The 16,587-nt window shown below is 75.3% G+C and carries 13 protein-coding genes; 1 reads left to right on the top strand and 12 read right to left on the bottom strand.

Translation table 11 applies throughout. From position 1 onward, the window contains the following. Positions 1-72: 72 nt before the first annotated feature. Complete coding sequence (locus tag ACL02O_RS09880; protein WP_412817698.1) at positions 73-1,137, top strand: fatty acid desaturase; 1,065 nt, start codon at positions 73-75, stop codon at positions 1,135-1,137. 291 nt (positions 1,138-1,428) lie between these two features. On the opposite strand, the gene ACL02O_RS09875 is transcribed toward ACL02O_RS09880, so the two are convergent. The 12 genes from ACL02O_RS09875 to ACL02O_RS09820 form a co-directional block, all read right to left on the bottom strand. Further along, positions 1,429-2,121: a polysaccharide deacetylase family protein gene (locus ACL02O_RS09875; RefSeq protein ID WP_412817697.1), complete on the bottom strand. Its 693-nt coding sequence runs from the start codon at positions 2,119-2,121 to the stop codon at positions 1,429-1,431. Positions 2,122-2,147: 26 nt separating this feature from the next. Next, on the bottom strand, positions 2,148-3,371 hold the full coding sequence (locus tag ACL02O_RS09870) for an MGDG synthase family glycosyltransferase (RefSeq protein WP_412817746.1): 1,224 nt from the start codon (positions 3,369-3,371) through the stop codon (positions 2,148-2,150). Between the two features lie 32 nt (positions 3,372-3,403). Next, entirely contained in the window at positions 3,404-5,749 is a 2,346-nt protein-coding gene (locus ACL02O_RS09865; RefSeq protein WP_412817696.1) for a flippase-like domain-containing protein, read from the bottom strand. 201 nt (positions 5,750-5,950) lie between these two features. Continuing rightward, positions 5,951-7,234, bottom strand: a complete 1,284-nt coding sequence (locus ACL02O_RS09860) for a D-alanyl-D-alanine carboxypeptidase family protein (RefSeq protein WP_412817695.1) — start codon at positions 7,232-7,234, stop codon at positions 5,951-5,953. Positions 7,235-7,365: 131 nt separating this feature from the next. Further along, on the bottom strand, positions 7,366-8,394 hold the full coding sequence (locus ACL02O_RS09855) for a glycoside hydrolase family 6 protein (protein WP_412817694.1): 1,029 nt from the start codon (positions 8,392-8,394) through the stop codon (positions 7,366-7,368). Beyond that, the gene (locus tag ACL02O_RS09850) at positions 8,391-10,022 is read right to left on the bottom strand and encodes a glycosyltransferase family 39 protein (protein ID WP_412817693.1); all 1,632 of its coding nucleotides are present in this window, start codon (positions 10,020-10,022) and stop codon (positions 8,391-8,393) included. Before ACL02O_RS09850 ends, ACL02O_RS09855 begins: the two co-directional genes overlap by 4 nt. Then, positions 10,019-11,944, bottom strand: coding sequence for a glycosyltransferase (locus tag ACL02O_RS09845; RefSeq protein WP_412817692.1), 1,926 nt, complete (start codon positions 11,942-11,944; stop codon positions 10,019-10,021). Before ACL02O_RS09845 ends, ACL02O_RS09850 begins: the two co-directional genes overlap by 4 nt. A gap of 362 nt (positions 11,945-12,306) precedes the next feature. Continuing rightward, a complete protein-coding gene (locus ACL02O_RS09840) occupies positions 12,307-12,729 on the bottom strand; it encodes a protein-tyrosine phosphatase family protein (protein WP_412817691.1) in 423 nt (140 codons plus the stop codon). Positions 12,730-12,793: 64 nt separating this feature from the next. After that, the gene (locus tag ACL02O_RS09835; RefSeq protein WP_412817690.1) at positions 12,794-13,426 is read right to left on the bottom strand and encodes a hypothetical protein; all 633 of its coding nucleotides are present in this window, start codon (positions 13,424-13,426) and stop codon (positions 12,794-12,796) included. 12 nt (positions 13,427-13,438) lie between these two features. Beyond that, a complete protein-coding gene (locus tag ACL02O_RS09830; protein ID WP_412817745.1) occupies positions 13,439-14,542 on the bottom strand; it encodes a DUF4012 domain-containing protein in 1,104 nt (367 codons plus the stop codon). A gap of 74 nt (positions 14,543-14,616) precedes the next feature. Next, positions 14,617-15,210: a hypothetical protein gene (locus tag ACL02O_RS09825; RefSeq protein ID WP_412817689.1), complete on the bottom strand. Its 594-nt coding sequence runs from the start codon at positions 15,208-15,210 to the stop codon at positions 14,617-14,619. Positions 15,211-15,286: 76 nt separating this feature from the next. Then, on the bottom strand, positions 15,287-16,516 hold the full coding sequence (locus ACL02O_RS09820; protein WP_412817688.1) for a glycosyltransferase family 4 protein: 1,230 nt from the start codon (positions 16,514-16,516) through the stop codon (positions 15,287-15,289). Positions 16,517-16,587 lie beyond the last annotated feature (71 nt).

Genomic DNA, 16,587 nt, shown 5'->3' with positions numbered 1-16,587 from the left:
CGCCCACGTCGGCACCTGCTCGTTGCGGGCCGTACGCCTCCGGCTGGCCGGGGCCCCGTACCTTGCTGGAGTGTGCGCACCGGTGAGCCGGCCACCCCGCGGGCCCTGCACCTGACCTCCGCGTTCCTCGTCGTCGCGGCGCTGGCCACGACCCTGCTGCAGCTCGTGCTGCTGCCGCTCGTCCTGCTGCCGGCCGACCCCCGGTGGGGCTGGCTGCTCCTGCCGACGGTGCTGCTCACCACGCCGTACTGGTCGCTGGTGCACGAGGCGATCCACGGCTTGCTCCTGCCCGACGGGCGCTGGAACGACCGTTGCGCCCGGCTCCTCGCCCTGGGCTACGGGGCGCCGTTCGCCCTGCTCAAGACCGGACACCTGCTGTACCACCGGTACAGCCGGACCGAACGCGAGCGGACCGAGGTCTACGGCCCGGCCGCTCGGAGCCGGGCCGGCGTCGCCGTCGGCTACCACCTGCGGCTGCTCGGCGGGCTCTATCTGCTCGAGGTGGCGTCGGTGCTGCTCGCCGCCCTCCCCGGCGCGCTCTGGCGCCGCCTGGCCCGCCGGCTCGACGGGCCGGACAGCGTCGCCGGACTGCTGCTCGACGGCGTCCGGCGGCGGCACCTGCGCGCCTTCCGGTGGGACTCCGCCGCGATCGTCCTCGGCCACGGCGCCGCGGTTGTCGCGTACGGGCGGCACGCCTGGCTGCTGTTCGCCGCGGTGGCCGGCCGGGCCCTGCTGGTCTCCGTCGCCGACAACGCCTACCACTACGGGACGGAGCTGGACCGGCCGCTGGAGGCGATGAACCTGCGGCTGCCCCGGTTCCTGGAGTTGTTCGTTCTCGCCTTCAACCTGCACGGCGTGCACCATCGGCACCCCGGCCTGCCGTGGCACCGGCTCCGTGCCGCCTTCCAGGCCGACGGCGACCGACTGCACCTCGGCTGGTTCGCGGCGGTCGCCCGGCAGCTGCGCGGCCCGATCCCCGCCGGGTCCGGTGAGCAGCACGACCCCGGTGGAGGTGGTCGACCCGGGGGTGGGCATTCCGCCGGCGGCCGTGCCGGAGCTGCTCGACGGGCGCCCGGGCCGCCCCGCCCGGAACCGGTCCGCGCCGAGCCTGGGCCGGTCCGCCTTGCCTCCGGCTGACCGTTGCGCCGCCCGCCGGACCGCCGGACAGTAGTTGGTCGGGAGGCTACGAACCTGATGACGTGAACGGATCAGGCGACAGGCGACCCGTACCGCCCGTCCCCGGGCCCGCCGACGACGGCGACACCACCGAGTCGCCCACGTCATCAGGTTCGTAGCGGGCAGCCAGGAGGGGCGACCCGACGGCGTGCCGGGCGCACGCCGTCGGCACGGTTCAACCGACCGGGCCACGGCCGGCGCTTCCCGCCGGCCAGCCGCCGCGACGGTGCCGGCCACCACCGCGCGGGCGGGTCACCGGGTCGGATCCCGGTGCGCGCCCAGCGGTCCGACCACCCACCCCTGCCGGCGACACTCGGCCAACAGCCCCGGCAGGGCGGCGAGGCCGGACCGCCAGGCGCCGGGCGCGGCGGCGCACGAGGAGTCGTGCAGCAGGACGGTGCCGCCGCCGGAGAGGCCGGCGCGGACCGCCTGGTACACCGTGTCGCCGGTGGCCGAGCGGGTCCAGTCCCGCCCCCAGCAGCTCCACAGCACCGGCTCCAGCCGCAGCCGGCGCGCGGCCAGCAGCGCCGCCCCGGTCAGCACCCCGTACGGCGGGCGGAAGAACCGGGGTGTCCGGCCGGTGACCTCGGCGACCAGCGCCCGGGCGCGGGCCAGGTCCCCCAGCGTGGCCACCGGTCCGCGCAGCAGCAGGTTGTCGTGCGTCCAGCCGTGCACGGCCACCTCGTGACCGGCGTCGACGAGCTGCCGGCCGAGGTCCGGCGAGCGGCGGAGCATCGTGCCGAGCAGGAAGAAGGTGGCCCGTACCCGGTGGGCGGCGAGCACCTCCAGAAAGCGCGGGGTGGACTCCGGGTCGGGGCCGTCGTCGAAGGTAAGCGCGACCCGGTCCGGCCGGCCCACACCGTGCAGCCGGGGCAGGAACCGCGCCCGGGCGGCCGGTACGGCGGTCAGCGCCGGCGCCGCCTGCAGCACCGGAAGCGCCAACACGGCCGCGGCCCACCCGGGGCCGCACCTCACCTGCTGCCGCCGGAGGCCTGGAGCAGGGCCGCGACCACCGCGACGGCGTCGCCGACGGAGTCGACCAGGACGCGGCGCCGCTCGTCGGTGCCGGCGCTACCGGCGCGGCTCGCGGCCTCGGCGATCAGCCCCGCCGGATCCCCCGTCTCCGCGAGGTGCGGATGTGGGTCCGCGTCGCCGACGCTCCCGCCCGCAGCGGCCGGCGGCGCCCGGCCGGCCAACGCGGCCAGCACCGGCCCCAACTGGTCCCGCCCGGGCACCCACCGGGTCAGGCCGGATCGGGCGAGGATCGCGGCGTTCGCCCGGCCGTGCCCGGGGATCGGCCGGTAGGTCACCACGGGCACCCCGCACGCGAGCGCCTCCTGGCAGGTCAGGCCGCCCGAGTTCTCCACCACCACGTCCACCGCGCGCATCAGCGTCGGCATGTCGTCCACCCAGCCGAAGACGTGCTCGTGGTCGCCGCGCAACCGGTCCCGCAGCTCCTCGTTGCGCCCGCACACCACCACGGGACGACAGCCGGTCGCCCGGACGTCCGCCACCGTGCTCGCCACGTCCCCGGCGCCCCAGGAACCGGCCACGATCAGCGCCAGCCGGTCGCCCGGGGGCAGCCCGAAGCGCTGCCGGGCGTGCCGGCGGTCGGTGGGTGCCGGGCGGGCGAAGGCCCGGGACAGCAGCGGTTGGACCACCGTGACGTCGATGCCGGCCGCGGCCCCGGCCGGCTGCACCTCGGCGTGCCGGACCGCGCAGTAGACGTCCACGCCCGGGGAGAGCCAGGTCGGATGGACCACGAAATCGGTCACGTAGGTGATCACCGGGACCGCCAGCCGCCCCTGCCGGCGCAACGGCCCGAGCAGCTGGTTCGCGAACGGGTAGGTGGTCACCACCGCGCGGGTGTCCGGGGGAATCGACCCGCGCATCCGGCGACGAACCGGCCGGAGCAGCGCACGCAGCACCGAAACGGACAACCGGGACCTGCTGGTCAGCCCGAACAGCACGTGGTAACCCCAGGGCAGCCAACGCAGGATGCCCCGGTACGCCTCCCGGAAGGCCCAGTGCACCGGGCGCGGCAGCACGTCCAGCAGGTTGAGCCGGTCCACGGCGAAGCCCCGGTCGCGCAGCCGCCGCGCCAGCTCGGCGGCGGCCGCGTCGTGGCCGGCGCCGATGTCCGCGGAGACCACCACGATCCGGCCCGGGTGCTCCATGCGGCGGCGCTTACCCATGGTCACGGCATTCACGCCGTCCGGACCCGCCCTCACACCGCGTGCCGACGGACGAGCAGGCGCAGCGCCGCGTAGCCTGGCAGCACCGGCAGCCAGAAGGTGGCCAGGCGGTAGATCAGCACCCCGGCCACCGCGGTCTCCGGCCGGACACCGTAGATCAGCAGTCCGGAGACCAGGGCCGCCTCGGTGGCGCCCAGACCGCCGGGGGTCGGCGCGGCCGTGGACACCCCCTCCCCTACCACGCAGACCAGCACGACCGGCGCGATCAGGGCCGGATCGGCCGGCAGGCCGACGGCGAGCAGGGCCAGCCAGAGCGCCGCGCCGTAGGCGAGCGTGAGGGCCACGCTGACGACGAGCAGCGGGCCGATCCGGCCGCTGCGGGCCAGCGCGCGCAGGGCGTCCGCGGCCTGCCGCCGGGCCGCGCGGACGCGGGCCCGCCACCGGGGTACGGAGAAGGCCGCGGCGGCCAGCAGCAGCACCGCCAGCACGGCCAGCAGCACGGCCAGCCCTCGCCCGGCGGCGGCGCTCATCAGGTGCTGGCGGGTGCCCCGGGCGAACGGCAGCAGGGCGGGCAGCAGCAGCGCGACCCCGAGCACGCCGGCCACCCGGTCCACGGCGACCGCGGTGGCCGCCGCCGGCACCGACAGCCCCTGCCGGCGCAGGTAGTGCACGCTCAGCGCGGCACCGCCGACCGCGCCCGGGGCGAGCCGGTTGACGAAGGACGCGGCCACCTGGACCGCGAGCGTCCGGCCGAACGGCACCCGGCCGGCGGCGGCGAGCCGCAGCGCCTGTGCGCTCAGCAGGTAGGTGGCGACCGAGGCGAGCAGGACACCGGCCACCACGAGCGGGTCGGCGTGCAGCACCGCCTGCAGCGCGGCACGGACCTGGCCGATCTGTGGCAGCAGGAAGTGCACCAGCAGGCCGAGCATGATCAGCAGGAACACGTCCCGACGGGTGATCCGGACGACCCGGGCCAGATGGTCGCCCCGGCCGGGGCAGCGTCGGGCGATCTCCTCCCGAAGGTCGCCGAGCAGGTCGGGGCGGGTGTCGGCCAGCGCGCGGCCGGCGCGGGAGAGCAGGGCGGGTTGCAGCCAGGGCAGGCTGTCCGCGACCGGCCCGGCGCCGAGCTGTCGGACGGCGGCGTCGACCGCCTCCCGGACACCGGCCAGCGCGGCCAGGGTGACGAGGAGTTCCACCAGGTCGCGGGCCTGCTGGTCGGCGGATGCCTCGCCGGTGCCGAAGCCCAGGTCGACCAGCCAGGCGGTGGAGTCGGCGACCAGCACGTTGGCCGCCCGCAGGTCCCGGTGCGCCAGGCCGGCGCGGTGCAGCCGGGCCACCTGCCGGCAGATGTCGTCGAGGGTGTCCCGGTCGAGTGCGGCCGGGTCGAGCGCGTCGAGCGGCCGGCCGGGCACGAACTCCTGTACCAGCAGGGCGTCCCCGGCCGGGTCGGTGGCGGTGGTGACCAGCCGGGGCGTCCGTACCCCGGCCCGTTCGGCACGCAGCAGCAGATACGCCTCGTGCTCGCTCTTCTGCTTCGCGGTCACGTACGGCGGCTCGTCGCCGATGCCCCGGTAGCGCAGCCGGCGGTAGAGCTTGTAGAGCCAGTCGGCGTCCCGCTGGCTGCCGCCGGTCACCTTGACGAAGAGGTGCCGGCCGTCAACGGTGGTGACCTGCCAGGGGCGGGAGCCCCGGGCGTCCCCGGCGATTGGTACCAACTCGGCGGCCTGGATGCCCCTGCCGAGCAGCACCTGCCGCAGCCGGCCCGCGGTGCCGCTGGGCCCCACGTCCCCGACCAGCACCCGGGTGAGGCTGGCGGCGAACCAGCCGACCAGGAACCCGCCCAGCACGTCGACCGGCAGGTGCGCGCCGACGTAGATCCGGGCGACCGCGACGACGGCGACCGCGAGCCAGACCAGCCCGCGTAACCGGCGGGGCAGGACGGGGGCGAGCACCGCCGCCAGCGCGGTCACCACCGCCACGTGACCGGAGGGGTAGCCGTAGCGCCCCGTGATCGTCTCGTGGAAGCGGATGTCGGCGAGGTAGGCGGCGGGGCGGGCCCGCGCGACCACGAGTTTGGCGAGCATCGCCCCCCAGTACGCCAGGTTGCCGGCGACCAGCAGGTCGCGGCTCAGCCGCCACTGCCGGGCCGCCGCGGCGACCGCCGCGGCCACCAGGATCGCCGGGTACGCCCCGAGCTGCATGACCAGCAGCAGCGCCGGAGCGGCCGGCCCGGGAACGTGGTTGACCAGCGTGAAGAGGTCCCGCTCCCAGCGACCGGGCGGGCGGTGGCGGACTCCGGCGCTGACCAGCGCGAACAGCCCTCCGGAGAGGACCAGGCTGAGGACCAGCGCCGGGGACGGGCGGTGGGTCCGGGGCATCGCCGACGTCAGCGGGGGGTGGGCGGACGACCGACGCCGGTGGGTGCGGGCGTCGTCCCGACTGCTGCCGCGCTGTCCCGCATGAGTCGACCATAGGGCGACCCGCCGCCGTGCCGGGCGGCAACGCCGCCGATCCGCCCGGACGGTCGGGCCGTGGCCGGCCCGGCCGACGCCCGCCGCGACGGGCGGTGCGGGCGCGGGTCAGGCGCGGCGGCGGCCGACCCGGCGGGGCCGGCCCCGGCGGGCGACCACCACCGCGGCCAGGACCCCGACGGTCAGGGCGAGCAGGCCGGCAGCCGGCGCGATCACCGTCCAGTCACCGTCGGCCATCCGTCGCAGCGCCGTTCCGACCGGCCCTCGCCACTCGGGTGTCGCGGCGGGCGTCGGCGCCGCCGAGGAGCCGTCCGGGGCGGCCTCCGCCGCGTCCAGCTCGCCGGGCTCGACCAGCCGGCCGACCGAGGCGTCCTTCGGCAGGGAGAACCCCCAGTCGAGCAACTGCGCGCCCTGCTGCCAGCCGCGCAGCGGGCGGCCCTCCGCGCCGAGGAGGGTCACCACCAGCCGGCGGCCGTTGCGCTGGGCGGCGCCGACGTAGCTGTGCCGGGCGAGTTCGGTGAAGCCGGTCTTGCCGCCGAGCGCGCCCGGATAGCGGTAGATGAGCTGGTTCTCGTTCTGGATCTGGAAGCCGCCCGCCTTCAGTGCGGGCTGGGCGGGGATCTGGGTCCGCTCGGTGAGCGTGTAGCGGCGGAACAGCGGGTTGGCGAAGCAGGCCCGCCCGATCAGCGCCAGGTCGTACGCGCTGGTGAACTGCCCCTTTCCGTCCAGCCCGGACGGGGTCACGGCGTGGGTCTGCCGGGCGCCGAGCCGGTGGGCCTCCTCGTTCATCGCGCGGACCCCGCCGGCCACGCCGTCGGCGCCGCCACCGAGGCGGGCCAGCACGTTGGCCGCCTCGTTGCCGGAATTGAGCAGCAGTCCGAGCCACACCGTCTCGACGGTGTACTTCCCGCCGACGAGCAGGCCGACGGCCGAGCTGCCCCGGACGATGTTCAGGTCGCCCCGGGTGACGGTCACCACCTGCTTCGGGTCGAGCCGGGGCAGCATGGTGGCCGCCAGCAGCAGCTTCTGGGTGCTGGCCGGGGTGCCGTACTCGTGCGGGCCGCAGGCACCCAGCACGGCACCGGTGTCGAGGTCGGCGACGAGCCAGGACGTCGCGGTGAGGGCGGGCGGGGCGGGCGCGCCGTCCTGCACCACCAGGCCCGGGGTGTCGAGCCGTTCGCCGCCGACGACCCGATCGGCCGGCACGTTCGGCGGCGGCACCGGCCGCGGCGGCCGGGAGACCTTCGGCGCCGGCGCCTTGGGGCAGGGCACCGGCCCGGGGACGGCGTGCGCGGCGGCGGTCGCCGTCGGTGCGGCGTACGCGGCCGGAACCGCTGTTCCGGTGCCCAGGAGGATGGCGGCGGTCACGGCGGCCAGGGCCCGAGCTCTCATGACCAGGGAGACTAACCCGCAAGATCGATCGACGGTGACAGCGGCCACGGTCACCACGCCAGGTCCACCGGCCGACCACGCAGGGTGCCGAGGAGTGCCGTCGCCGCGGTCGCGCCGCCGGGGTGGGCCCGTCAGCCGGCGTCGACCACCGGGGCCGGGCGGGCGGCCCGCGCCGCCGCCCGCTGCGCCGCCGGCAGCCACGCCGCTCCGACGATCAGCGTCCGGGCCTGGGTGGGAGTGAACAGGTACGTCCGCTCCCCGCCGCACTTCCCGTCGGACTCCCCCGGCGCCTTGATCCAGAGCAGCGCGGCGAGGCCGGGCCGGTCGCCGACCGGGCGGGGCGACTCCCCGAGCGCCTGCTGCGCCGGGTTGCACCACTCGTCGTCGCGCCCGGCTTCGTCGGGCGGCGGCCCGGTGCCGTTGCGGGAAGTGTCGATGACGAACTCCCGGCCACCGACCAGGTCGGACAGCTCCCGTCCCCAGCGGTAGCTCTCCGCCGTGGTCTGCCGGTTCGACACGTTGACCGCGAAGCCCTCGGCGGCGGTGATCCCGGCGGCGAGCAGCCGCTCGGCGGTCTCCCCGGTGGAGCGCCAACGGGCGTGCCCGGCGTCCAAATAGACGGCGTGGCCGGCGGCGGCGAACCGCTCGGTGGCCTCGGCGATCAGCCTGCCCCGCGCCGCGTCGAAGCAGTCGGCGGCGATCGCGTCCGGCTCCATCACCACCACCGACCGGGTACGCCCCAGCGCTCCGATCAGCTTTCCCACGTAGTCGCGGTAGGCCGCGGCGTCCGGGGCGCCCTCGCGGTAGCCGGCGCACCCCCGGTTCGGGATCCAGTACGCGACCACCACCGGCAGCTCGCCGCGCTGCCCGGCCCGCCGCGCGAGGGTCGCGACGGCGGGTACGTCCCGGGGGTCGTTGACCCAGCGGGCCTGCGGCCGGCTGGTGACCGGGTCCAGCCACGACCCACCGTGGGTGGCCTGCCAGCGAGCCGCGGCGGTGTCCCGGTCGACGTAGAGGGTGGCGCCGTGGAACGGGTGCCGTTCCGGGGCGTAGGTCACCGGCGACGGGTCGGGGTGCAGGGTGCGGTCCGGCTGATGGGCGCAGCCGGCGGCCAGCCCGACGACGAGCGCGGACGCGAGGAGGGCACGGAGATGGCTCACGACGGCAGCTCCCAGCGGTCGCTGACCCGGAGCACCTGCACCCGGTCGTCGCCGGTGCCGAAGGCGGCCACCGGTACGGCGTGCTTGCGGGCTTCCATCAGGGTCGGGTACTTCTCCGCCGCGTCGGCGGTCCGGTAGTACCAGTCGGGCACCACGAGGTAGTCGATCCGCTTCACGGCGGCGCGGACCGCCGGGTCGGTGTCCAGCTTGTAGGCGATGATCGGCTGCGGGTCGTAGCCGTAGTGCTGCACCAGGTCGGTCCAGATCGAGTCGTGCACCACCAGGGTCTTGTCCCGGGGCACGTTGCGCGCCAGCCATTTGGTGGCCGAGCGCAGCGGCTGTTCCTGGCTGACGGTCATCATCCCGCGCAACTCCGGCGCCCACGAGACGGTGGCGACGCCGGTCAGCCCGACCAGCAGGATCACCGCGGTGGCGATCCGGAAGCCGTAGCCGAAGCCCTCCGCGGCCCGGCGGCGCAGCCGGCCGGTCGGGACCAGTCCGGGGGTGCCGGCGAGGGCGGCACCGGCTCCGGCGACCAGCAGCGCGCTCCAGGGCAGCAGATTGATCACGTACATGAACGGCACGTAGCCGCCGCGGACCAGGACCAGCCAGCCGATGGCCAGGGCAAGCGCGGCCGGGCGCAGCCGGCGTACCAGCAGGGCCACCGGCAGTGCGGCCAGCCCGAGCAGCGGCAGCCAGTGGTCGTACTGGAGCCAGTTGTGCAGCTGGTGGGAGGTGGCGCTGTCCGGGTCGAGGACGGATCCGGACGCCGCCCGGTCGGCCAGCTGCCAGCGGGCAGTGCCGAGCAGGCTGTTGTGGCCCGGGCCCTCGAACAGCTCGCCCTTGAAGAGGGCGAGGAGGGGATACATCGCCATCAGCAGGAAGCCGGCGAAGCCGGCGGTGACCAGCACCTGGGGCCGGTTGCGCCGGTCCAGGTTCTGCAGCAGCGCCCAACCGAACGCGGGCAGCAGCAGCAGCGTGGTCTCCTTGGTCAGGGCGGCCGTGGCGAAGGCGAGCGCCGCGCCGATGCCGGCGGCGAGGCTGCGCCGGGGCGCGTACGCCAGCACGAACGCCAGCAGCAGCCACGGGGTGACCAGGTTGTCGAGGAAGGTCCACCGGCCGTACACCACCGCGAGTGGGGAGAGGCCGAACAGCAGCACCGCCACCGACGCGGCGACCCGGCCCAGGCCGAGCCGGCGGGCCAGCGCGAACAGCAGCCCGGCACTGACCACCCGCGCGATCAGCATGCACTCGTTGCCGAAGGCGATCGCCGAGTCGTAGCGGTCGAAGCCGTCGGTGAGCGCCGCCCATGCGGCGATCTGGATCCAGCCGCCGGGCGCGTGGTCGTAGAAGTACGAGTAGGGCGAGAGTTGCCCCTCATAGCGCAGTGACCAGGCCTGGGACAGGTAGGTGCCGGGGTCGTCGACGTACCCGGGGAAGGTGGACATGCCGACGGCGTGCACGGCGCCGACCAGGACGAGCAGCGGCACCAGCAGGGCGATGCTGCGCGCGTGCCGGGCGGTCCACACCTGGAGCGCGATCAACGCCCGCCGGTGCGCCGGCAGCGCCCGGTCGACGTCGGCGACGTCGCGCAGGTCGAGCGTGGGGGCTTCCAGGGTGCGGCTCACGCGACCGCCCCCGCGGGGATCCGACCACCGTCGCCCACCGGCGCCGCGGCCAGGTGCGCGCCGCTGTGCGCGGTCTTCACCCAGTTGGTACGCCCCAGCACGTGCCGCAGCAGTGCCCACACCCCGGCCACCGAGAGCACCGCCTGGTACGGGTAGCCGCCGAGGACCACCCCGAGGTGGTCGCGCAGTCGCACCTTCTGCCCGAAGGTCCGGCCGAACTGGTGCAGCATCAGCACGTCCAGCGCGATGGTGAGCAGGCTGATCCCGAGCGGCACGCTGGCCAGCAGGGCTACCACGACCGGCGATTTGTGGGCCAGCGCGAGCGCCAGCGCCACCGGTGCGAAGACCACCGAGAACGCCTGGAAGAACTGAAAGCCGAGCACGTAGACGGCGAGCACCTTCTGCGACGCCCGGGGCAGGGCCAGCCACTCCCGTTCGGTGAAGACCTGGATGAATCCCTGCATCCAGCGCACCCGCTGGCGGACCAGGCCACGCAGCGTGTCCGGGGTCTCCTCCCGGGTGACCATCTCGTCGACGTAGACGACGTCGACGTCGTAGCCGAGCACCGAGGCGACCATCCCGATCTTGCAGTCCTCGGTGAGGCAGTCCTCGTCCCAGTACGCGCCGTACCGGCGGCGCAGCGCGTCCAGGAACTCGCGCCGGAAGAAGACGGTGTTGCCGCCGAGCGGCATCACCTTGGTCGCGGCCTGCAACTTGAGCCGGGACTGGAACCACTTGTAGTACTCGAGCACGTTGGCGGCCCGCCACCAGCCGGAGGTGTTGGCCAGCAGCCAGCGCCGCAGCCGGGGCAGCCGGCCGGCGGGCAGCGGAAGCGTACGGGCGTCGGCGCTGAAGTTCATCAGCTGCACGCCGCACTGCACGATCCCCGCGCCGGTACGCCGGAACCGGTAGTCGACCATACGCAGCAGTTCGGGATGGAACAGGTCCTCGGCGTCCGCGACGCCGATCCACTCGTATCGGATGCGGCGCCGGTCCAGTTCGCGGACGGCGGCGTTGAGCCCGATCGGCTTGTTGTGCACGTCGGTGTCCTCCGGGTACGGCGCCACCAGCACCCGCCCCGGATAGCGGGCCGCCTTTTCGTGGGCGATCGCCGCCGTGCCCGGGTCGTCCGGGTGGTCGATGATCGGCATCACCACGTAGTCGGGGTGGTGCAGGTTGGCCAGCCGCTCCAGGGTGTGGCCGGCGACGGCCTCCTCGTGGCGCATCGGCACCAGGATCACGCCGGGCAGCCGGGGCTCGTCCGGTTCGCCGTACCGGTCGGGGTCGTTGTGCTCCGGCAGCCACCACTTGTAGAGCTGGAAGGCCAGCGTGGTGACCGCGACGACCAGCATGAACAGCGACACCGCGACGAGGAAGAGGTCGAGGAAGAGGACCGCCGGCAGGCACAGCACGGCGAGCGCGCCGACCAGCCGCGCGACCCGCCAGCCGGCCGGGGTCGGTCGGCGGTGCACGCCCCGGTGACGCGGGTGGTGACGGGTCTCGGTCATGCGGATACCAGCCTCGTGGGAGAACGACCAGAACCGGTCGGAGCAGTAGTTGACGGCGGTGCCGACGGCCAACAGCCCCCAGTACGCGACGCCGGTGCCGACGACCGGGGCGAGGAACGGGAACGCCACCAGGCTGAGCAGTGCGCTGGCACCCCGCGTCGCCTGGAATCGGCGCCACCGGCGGGCCCGCCGGTGGGCCCGGCCGGCGGTGTGGCGACGCCAGGTGAGCAGGTCGTGGGCGACGAAGCTGAGCTGGAGAGTGACCGCCAACTGCACCGCGTTCGCGGCGGCCGGCGCGAAGCCCTGCCCGATCAGGAAGGCCAGCAGCGCGTGTCCGACCACCGCCACGGCCGCGCCGACGGCCAGGAAGAGCCACGACTCACGGGCACGGATGAGTTCGATGAGGGGACGCACGGTGTCCTTCCCGAGGCACGGCGGAACGCGGTGCCCGGTTGTTCGCGGAGGCGCGACGGTGACCGTCACGGTCGGCGGCCGGTCCGCCGACGTGCCGGCGACCGGCAGGACCCGGACCCGGCTCGACCCGACCGGAGGCTCCACGCTCCACGTCGGGTCCCGCCCCTCCTACCCTCGGCCGGGCGGCGCAATCGGAGCCGTGGCGAGGGACACATGCGCGGGCTGGCGCGCTCGCGCCGGCCGTCGCACCGCGACGCGGCCCGGTTCGCCAGGGGCGACGGGTCGGGTCCGACGCGGACCCGCTGAGGTTGGGCCCGGGCGCCGCTGGGTGGCGGTGGTGCCGGCCGCGTCGGTGGCCGGGGTCAGCCGACCCGGCGCAGCCAGCGGCGCTGCCAGGGCGTCTCCACCGCGCGCGGATGGTGGTGCGCGCGCACCCAGGCCACCGCCCGTTCCGGGGGCAGCCCGTCGAGGACGGCGAGCGCGGCGAGCACGGTGCCGGTCCGGCCGACGCCGCCCCGGCAGGCCACCTCCACCCGTTGTCCGGCGTACGCCCGCCGCCACGCCTCCCGCACCGCGTCCAACGCGTCCGCCGCGTCGAGCGGCACCCAGAAGTCGGGCCAGCGGATCCTCCGGTGCGGCCAGCCCGGAGTCGGCCCGGACGCCAGGAGCAGGGCGAAGTCGGCGGGTGCGAGGGTCGCGGCGGCGATCCGGCGGCCACGGACGGCGGCCCCGCCGGGCAGTTCGAGCAGCCCGGTCCGGTCCGCCCACGCCGCGCCTGTGTCCATCCGGTCATTGTGCCGGGGCGGCGGCACCCGGGGAAGGTCCGGGCCCTGCCCGGCGCGCCTCGGGTCAGCGCGAGCCCATCCCGAAGCGGCGACGCCACGCCAGCGAGAGCAGCACCAGCACCGCGCCCCCACCGGCCAGGCCCACGCCGAGCTTCACCGGCGTGCTGAGGCTGGCGCCGGTCACCGGCAGGTGGCCACCACCGTGTGGTGGCCGGGGCGGCCCGGCCTTGCGCACCGTCAGCACCGCGTCGTCGGTCAGACCCGACGACCGTCCGGTGGCGGTGAAGGTGTGCACACCCACCCGGGTGGGCCGGTACTGCACCGTGTAGTTGCCGTCGCCGTCGGCCTGCACGCTGAAGTTCAGCGGGGCGGGCTGCGGTGCCTGCAGGTACGCGACCGGGCTCAGCCCGACCGTGCTGCCGTTGCTCAGCCGCGCGGGCGCCGCCACCGCCAGCGCCGAGACGCTGACCACGTGGTCCACGAACTCGTGCGGGGTGAAGCCCGAGCCGGTCAGCGTGCCGGTGGCGCCCAGGGTGATGCTGGTCGGGTCGACGGTCAGCTGCGCCGTCTGCGGCACGTACGGCGGCTGGGACTGGCTGACCGACGGTGAAGGTTGCGGCTGCGCCGCCCCCGCCGCGCTCGGCACGGCGGCCACGGTCAGGCCGACCGTGAGCGCCATGATGCGGGATAGCCGCATGATGGATCCCCCCTACTGATCACAGCTTGGTGCGCTTACAACTTGGGTGGTCCATGGGGTGACGGTGGGGGTGAGCACCAGTTCGGCCGTACCGCCTCCGGTGGTGGTCCCGGTGAGCAGCGTGACGTCGAGGGTCCCGGTCCTCCCGGGGCCGACCTCGACGTTCGCCACCGCCACCTGACGGCGGCGGTCCATCCCGCTGCCCATCGCGGCGTCCCGCCCGTCCAGCCGGCCGCCGAGCACGGCACCGCCGGTGGGGCTGTACACGGACACGAAGGTGCGGGCGGTGTACCGGTCACCGGACATGGCGAGGCCGGTGACCGACCTGGACAGGCCGGACGGCGGTGCCGTGGAGTGCACGGTGACCCGCAGCCGCAGTTCCCGCCGCCCGTCCGACTGGCAGTCGCCGGACGTCAGGGTGGCCGAGAACCTGAGGTAGTAGCCGAGCTTCGCGCCGCTGCCGTCGTTGAGGAACACGCCGACCGTCGGCACGATGTCCTTCTCGGGGAGCTTCCCGGCCAACCGGCTGTCGCCCAGGACACGCTGCTCCTCGGGGTGGACACTCCAGAACAACATCCGCCGTTCGATAACAGAACGGTTGAAAACGGTCAAAAGCGCCCGCGGGTCGACCGTCCTGGTGAAGAGCGCGTCGAACACCGCCGCGGCGGCGGCGGCGAAGTACTCGTCCTGCGCGCGGATGTCCAGGTCCCGGTAGGCGTCGCTGAGCAGCGTCCGGACCACGGTGCCGCCGGCCAGGGCGTGCCGGCCCGGCACCGACACCGGACCGATGACGCCGAGCAGGTACGACAGCACCACCGGGTCAACCGCGAGCACCCCGTCCACGGTCGTCCCGGTGCGCCGGCGGACCATCTCCCGGTAGAGCGCGGCCGCGGCCGGGAAGTCCGGGCCGAGGTTGACGTCGGCCGGATAGATCCCCGGCAGGTCGTGCCAGAGCCGGCGCAGCTGCTCGATCACCCGCAGCGGGGGGTCGAACCGCCCGAGGCTGCCACTCGTCCCCTGGCCGGTCATCCGGATCCGGCCACCCTCGGCCCGGATGACCGCGTACGCGCCGAACATGCCGCCGGTGGCCCGCAGCTCCGCGGGGTTCTGCGACACGAGCAGGTAGCTGCGCGGGCCGTCGGCGCCGAGCAGTGGTGGCAGCAGCCGGGCACCCTGGTCCGCGGCGGCCGTCAGGTCACCGAGGCGGTCCAGCTCCGCGCGCAGCCCCAGGAGCGCCTCGCGGACCTGGCCGACGAGACCCTCGGTCGGCACGGCGGCCAGCCGGCCGGTGGTCTCCCGGACCGCCCGGTCGGCGGCCGAGACCTCGGCCGAGACCGCCCGCAACCGGCCCAGGTCGAGACGCCCCTCCCGGGGGACCAGCGAGGCGAGGTCGATCCGGAGCAGGGTGGGAAGGCGAGCCGGGCCAACTCGTCCACCGCCACCGCGATCTGCCGCACCGCGGACAGGTCGTCACCGGCGTACGGGGTGCGCTGGCCGAGCCACCAGGCGGGGTCTCCGGTCGCCGCCCGCGCGGCGCCGGCCTGCTCCTGCAGGGCCGCCAGCGTGCGCCCGGCCCGGCCGGCGTCGCCGCCCACCACCTCCACGCTGAGTTCCTTCGCCAGGGCCGCGGCGTTGAGCAGGTGCGCCCGGGCCTGCCAGCCCCGGAAGCCGACCCAGCCGCCCGCCGTGAGCAGCATCGAGACCACCACCAGGCCGGTGAGCAGGATCCGCCGTACGCGTGCCCGGCGTCGCCGCCGGCCACCGCGCCGCGCCCGATGCGACACGCCCCTGTCCGCCACACCACTCTCCCGGGTCCGGGTCAGACATGAATGACTGTTAAAGCGGTGTCTCGGCTCGCCGCTACCGCGCCGCCCGGCCGGCGCGGGCGGAGACGTCGCGCAGCAGCTGCTCGATCCGGTCAACCCCGGCACGCAGCGACATCTCCCGCTGGTAGACGTCCCGCCCGCGCCGGCCCATCTCCGCCCGCGCCGCAGGCGGGATCGTCGAGGCCAGCCAGAACCGGTCCGCCAGCGCCGCCCAGTCGTCGGGCGGGCAGGACAGCCCGGCCCGGGCCCGCTCCACCAGCGCCACCGTGTCGCCACCGGCCGAGGCGACCACCGGGGCGGCGCAGGAGAGCGCCGCCTGGAGCTTGGCCGGCACCGTGCCCCGCAGTTCGGGCACGTCGCGCAGCATGACCAACTGGTAGTCCGCCGCCGCGTACAGCTCCGGCATGTCCAGCGGCGAGCGCCGCTCGACGAACCGGACGTTCTCCGCCCCGAGTTCGGCGGCGAGCCCCCGCACCCGCCGCTCCTCGGCACCCGAGCCGACCATGACCAGGTCCATCTGGTCCCCCAGCGCGGCCGCGGCGCGTACCGCGGTCTCCAGACCCTGGCGTACGCCGATCGTGCCCGCGTGCATCACCACGCACCGGCCGTCGCGGCGGATCAGCCGCCGCGCGGCCCGGCTCGGCGGGGTCGGCCGGAAGATCCGCTCGTCGGTCCAGTTGAGCACCACGCCCACCCGGTCGGGGTCGGCACCGCCGGCGACCACCAGCTCCCGCATCGAGGGGGCGGTCACGGCGACACCCCCGGCCTCCTGGTAGAGCCGGCGCACGGTGGCGTCCAGCCGCCCCGACCACCGGCGGATCTCACCGGGCCGGGCCGGCTCCTCCTCCGGCCAGACGTCCTGGACGTGCAGCACGGTCGGCACCCGGCCGAGCAGCCGCAGCAGGCCGGCGGCGGCGAAGGTGACCGCGGGGAGCTGGAAGACGTAGAGGGCGTCCACGTCGCTGAGGTAGCGGCGCCCGGTCAGCGCCACGCTGCCGGCGAACGAGAGCCAACTGGCCATGCGCGTCCGGGTCGACCCGTCGCCGCCGGTGTACCGGGGTACCCGGCGCACGGTAAGCCGCTCGCTGCGTGTCTGGTGTCGCCAACGCTGCCGCCAGCCCGGGTAGACGTGCCCGCCCGGGTAGTCCGGGAACCCGGTCAGCACGCGCACCTCGTGGCCGCGGGCGGCCAGTTCCTCCGCCAGGCTGCCGGGGATGAACGCCGGCTCCGGCGGGAAGTGGTACGAGAGAATTCCGATCTTCATGGTCGCGCTCCCGGCGCGGCATCGCGGCGTCCGGCGCGACGCACCCCGTACGATGCCCGCATCCCCTCCGC

The organism is Micromonospora mangrovicola (genome assembly GCF_047200535.1).
GTDB lineage: Bacteria > Actinomycetota > Actinomycetes > Mycobacteriales > Micromonosporaceae > Micromonospora.
This window is presented reverse-complemented; position numbering and strand designations above follow the sequence as displayed.

Excerpts from the sequence above, each read along its gene's own strand:
- ACL02O_RS09870 (WP_412817746.1), bottom strand. The coding sequence starts at position 3,371 with ATGGGTAAGCGCCGCCGCATGGAGCACCCGGGCCGGATCGTGGTGGTC.
- ACL02O_RS09865 (WP_412817696.1), bottom strand. The coding sequence starts at position 5,749 with ATGCCCCGGACCCACCGCCCGTCCCCGGCGCTGGTCCTCAGCCTGGTC.
- ACL02O_RS09860 (WP_412817695.1), bottom strand. The coding sequence starts at position 7,234 with ATGAGAGCTCGGGCCCTGGCCGCCGTGACCGCCGCCATCCTCCTGGGC.
- ACL02O_RS09840 (WP_412817691.1), bottom strand. The coding sequence starts at position 12,729 with ATGGACACAGGCGCGGCGTGGGCGGACCGGACCGGGCTGCTCGAACTG.
- ACL02O_RS09835 (WP_412817690.1), bottom strand. The coding sequence starts at position 13,426 with ATGCGGCTATCCCGCATCATGGCGCTCACGGTCGGCCTGACCGTGGCC.
- ACL02O_RS09820 (WP_412817688.1), bottom strand. The coding sequence starts at position 16,516 with ATGAAGATCGGAATTCTCTCGTACCACTTCCCGCCGGAGCCGGCGTTC.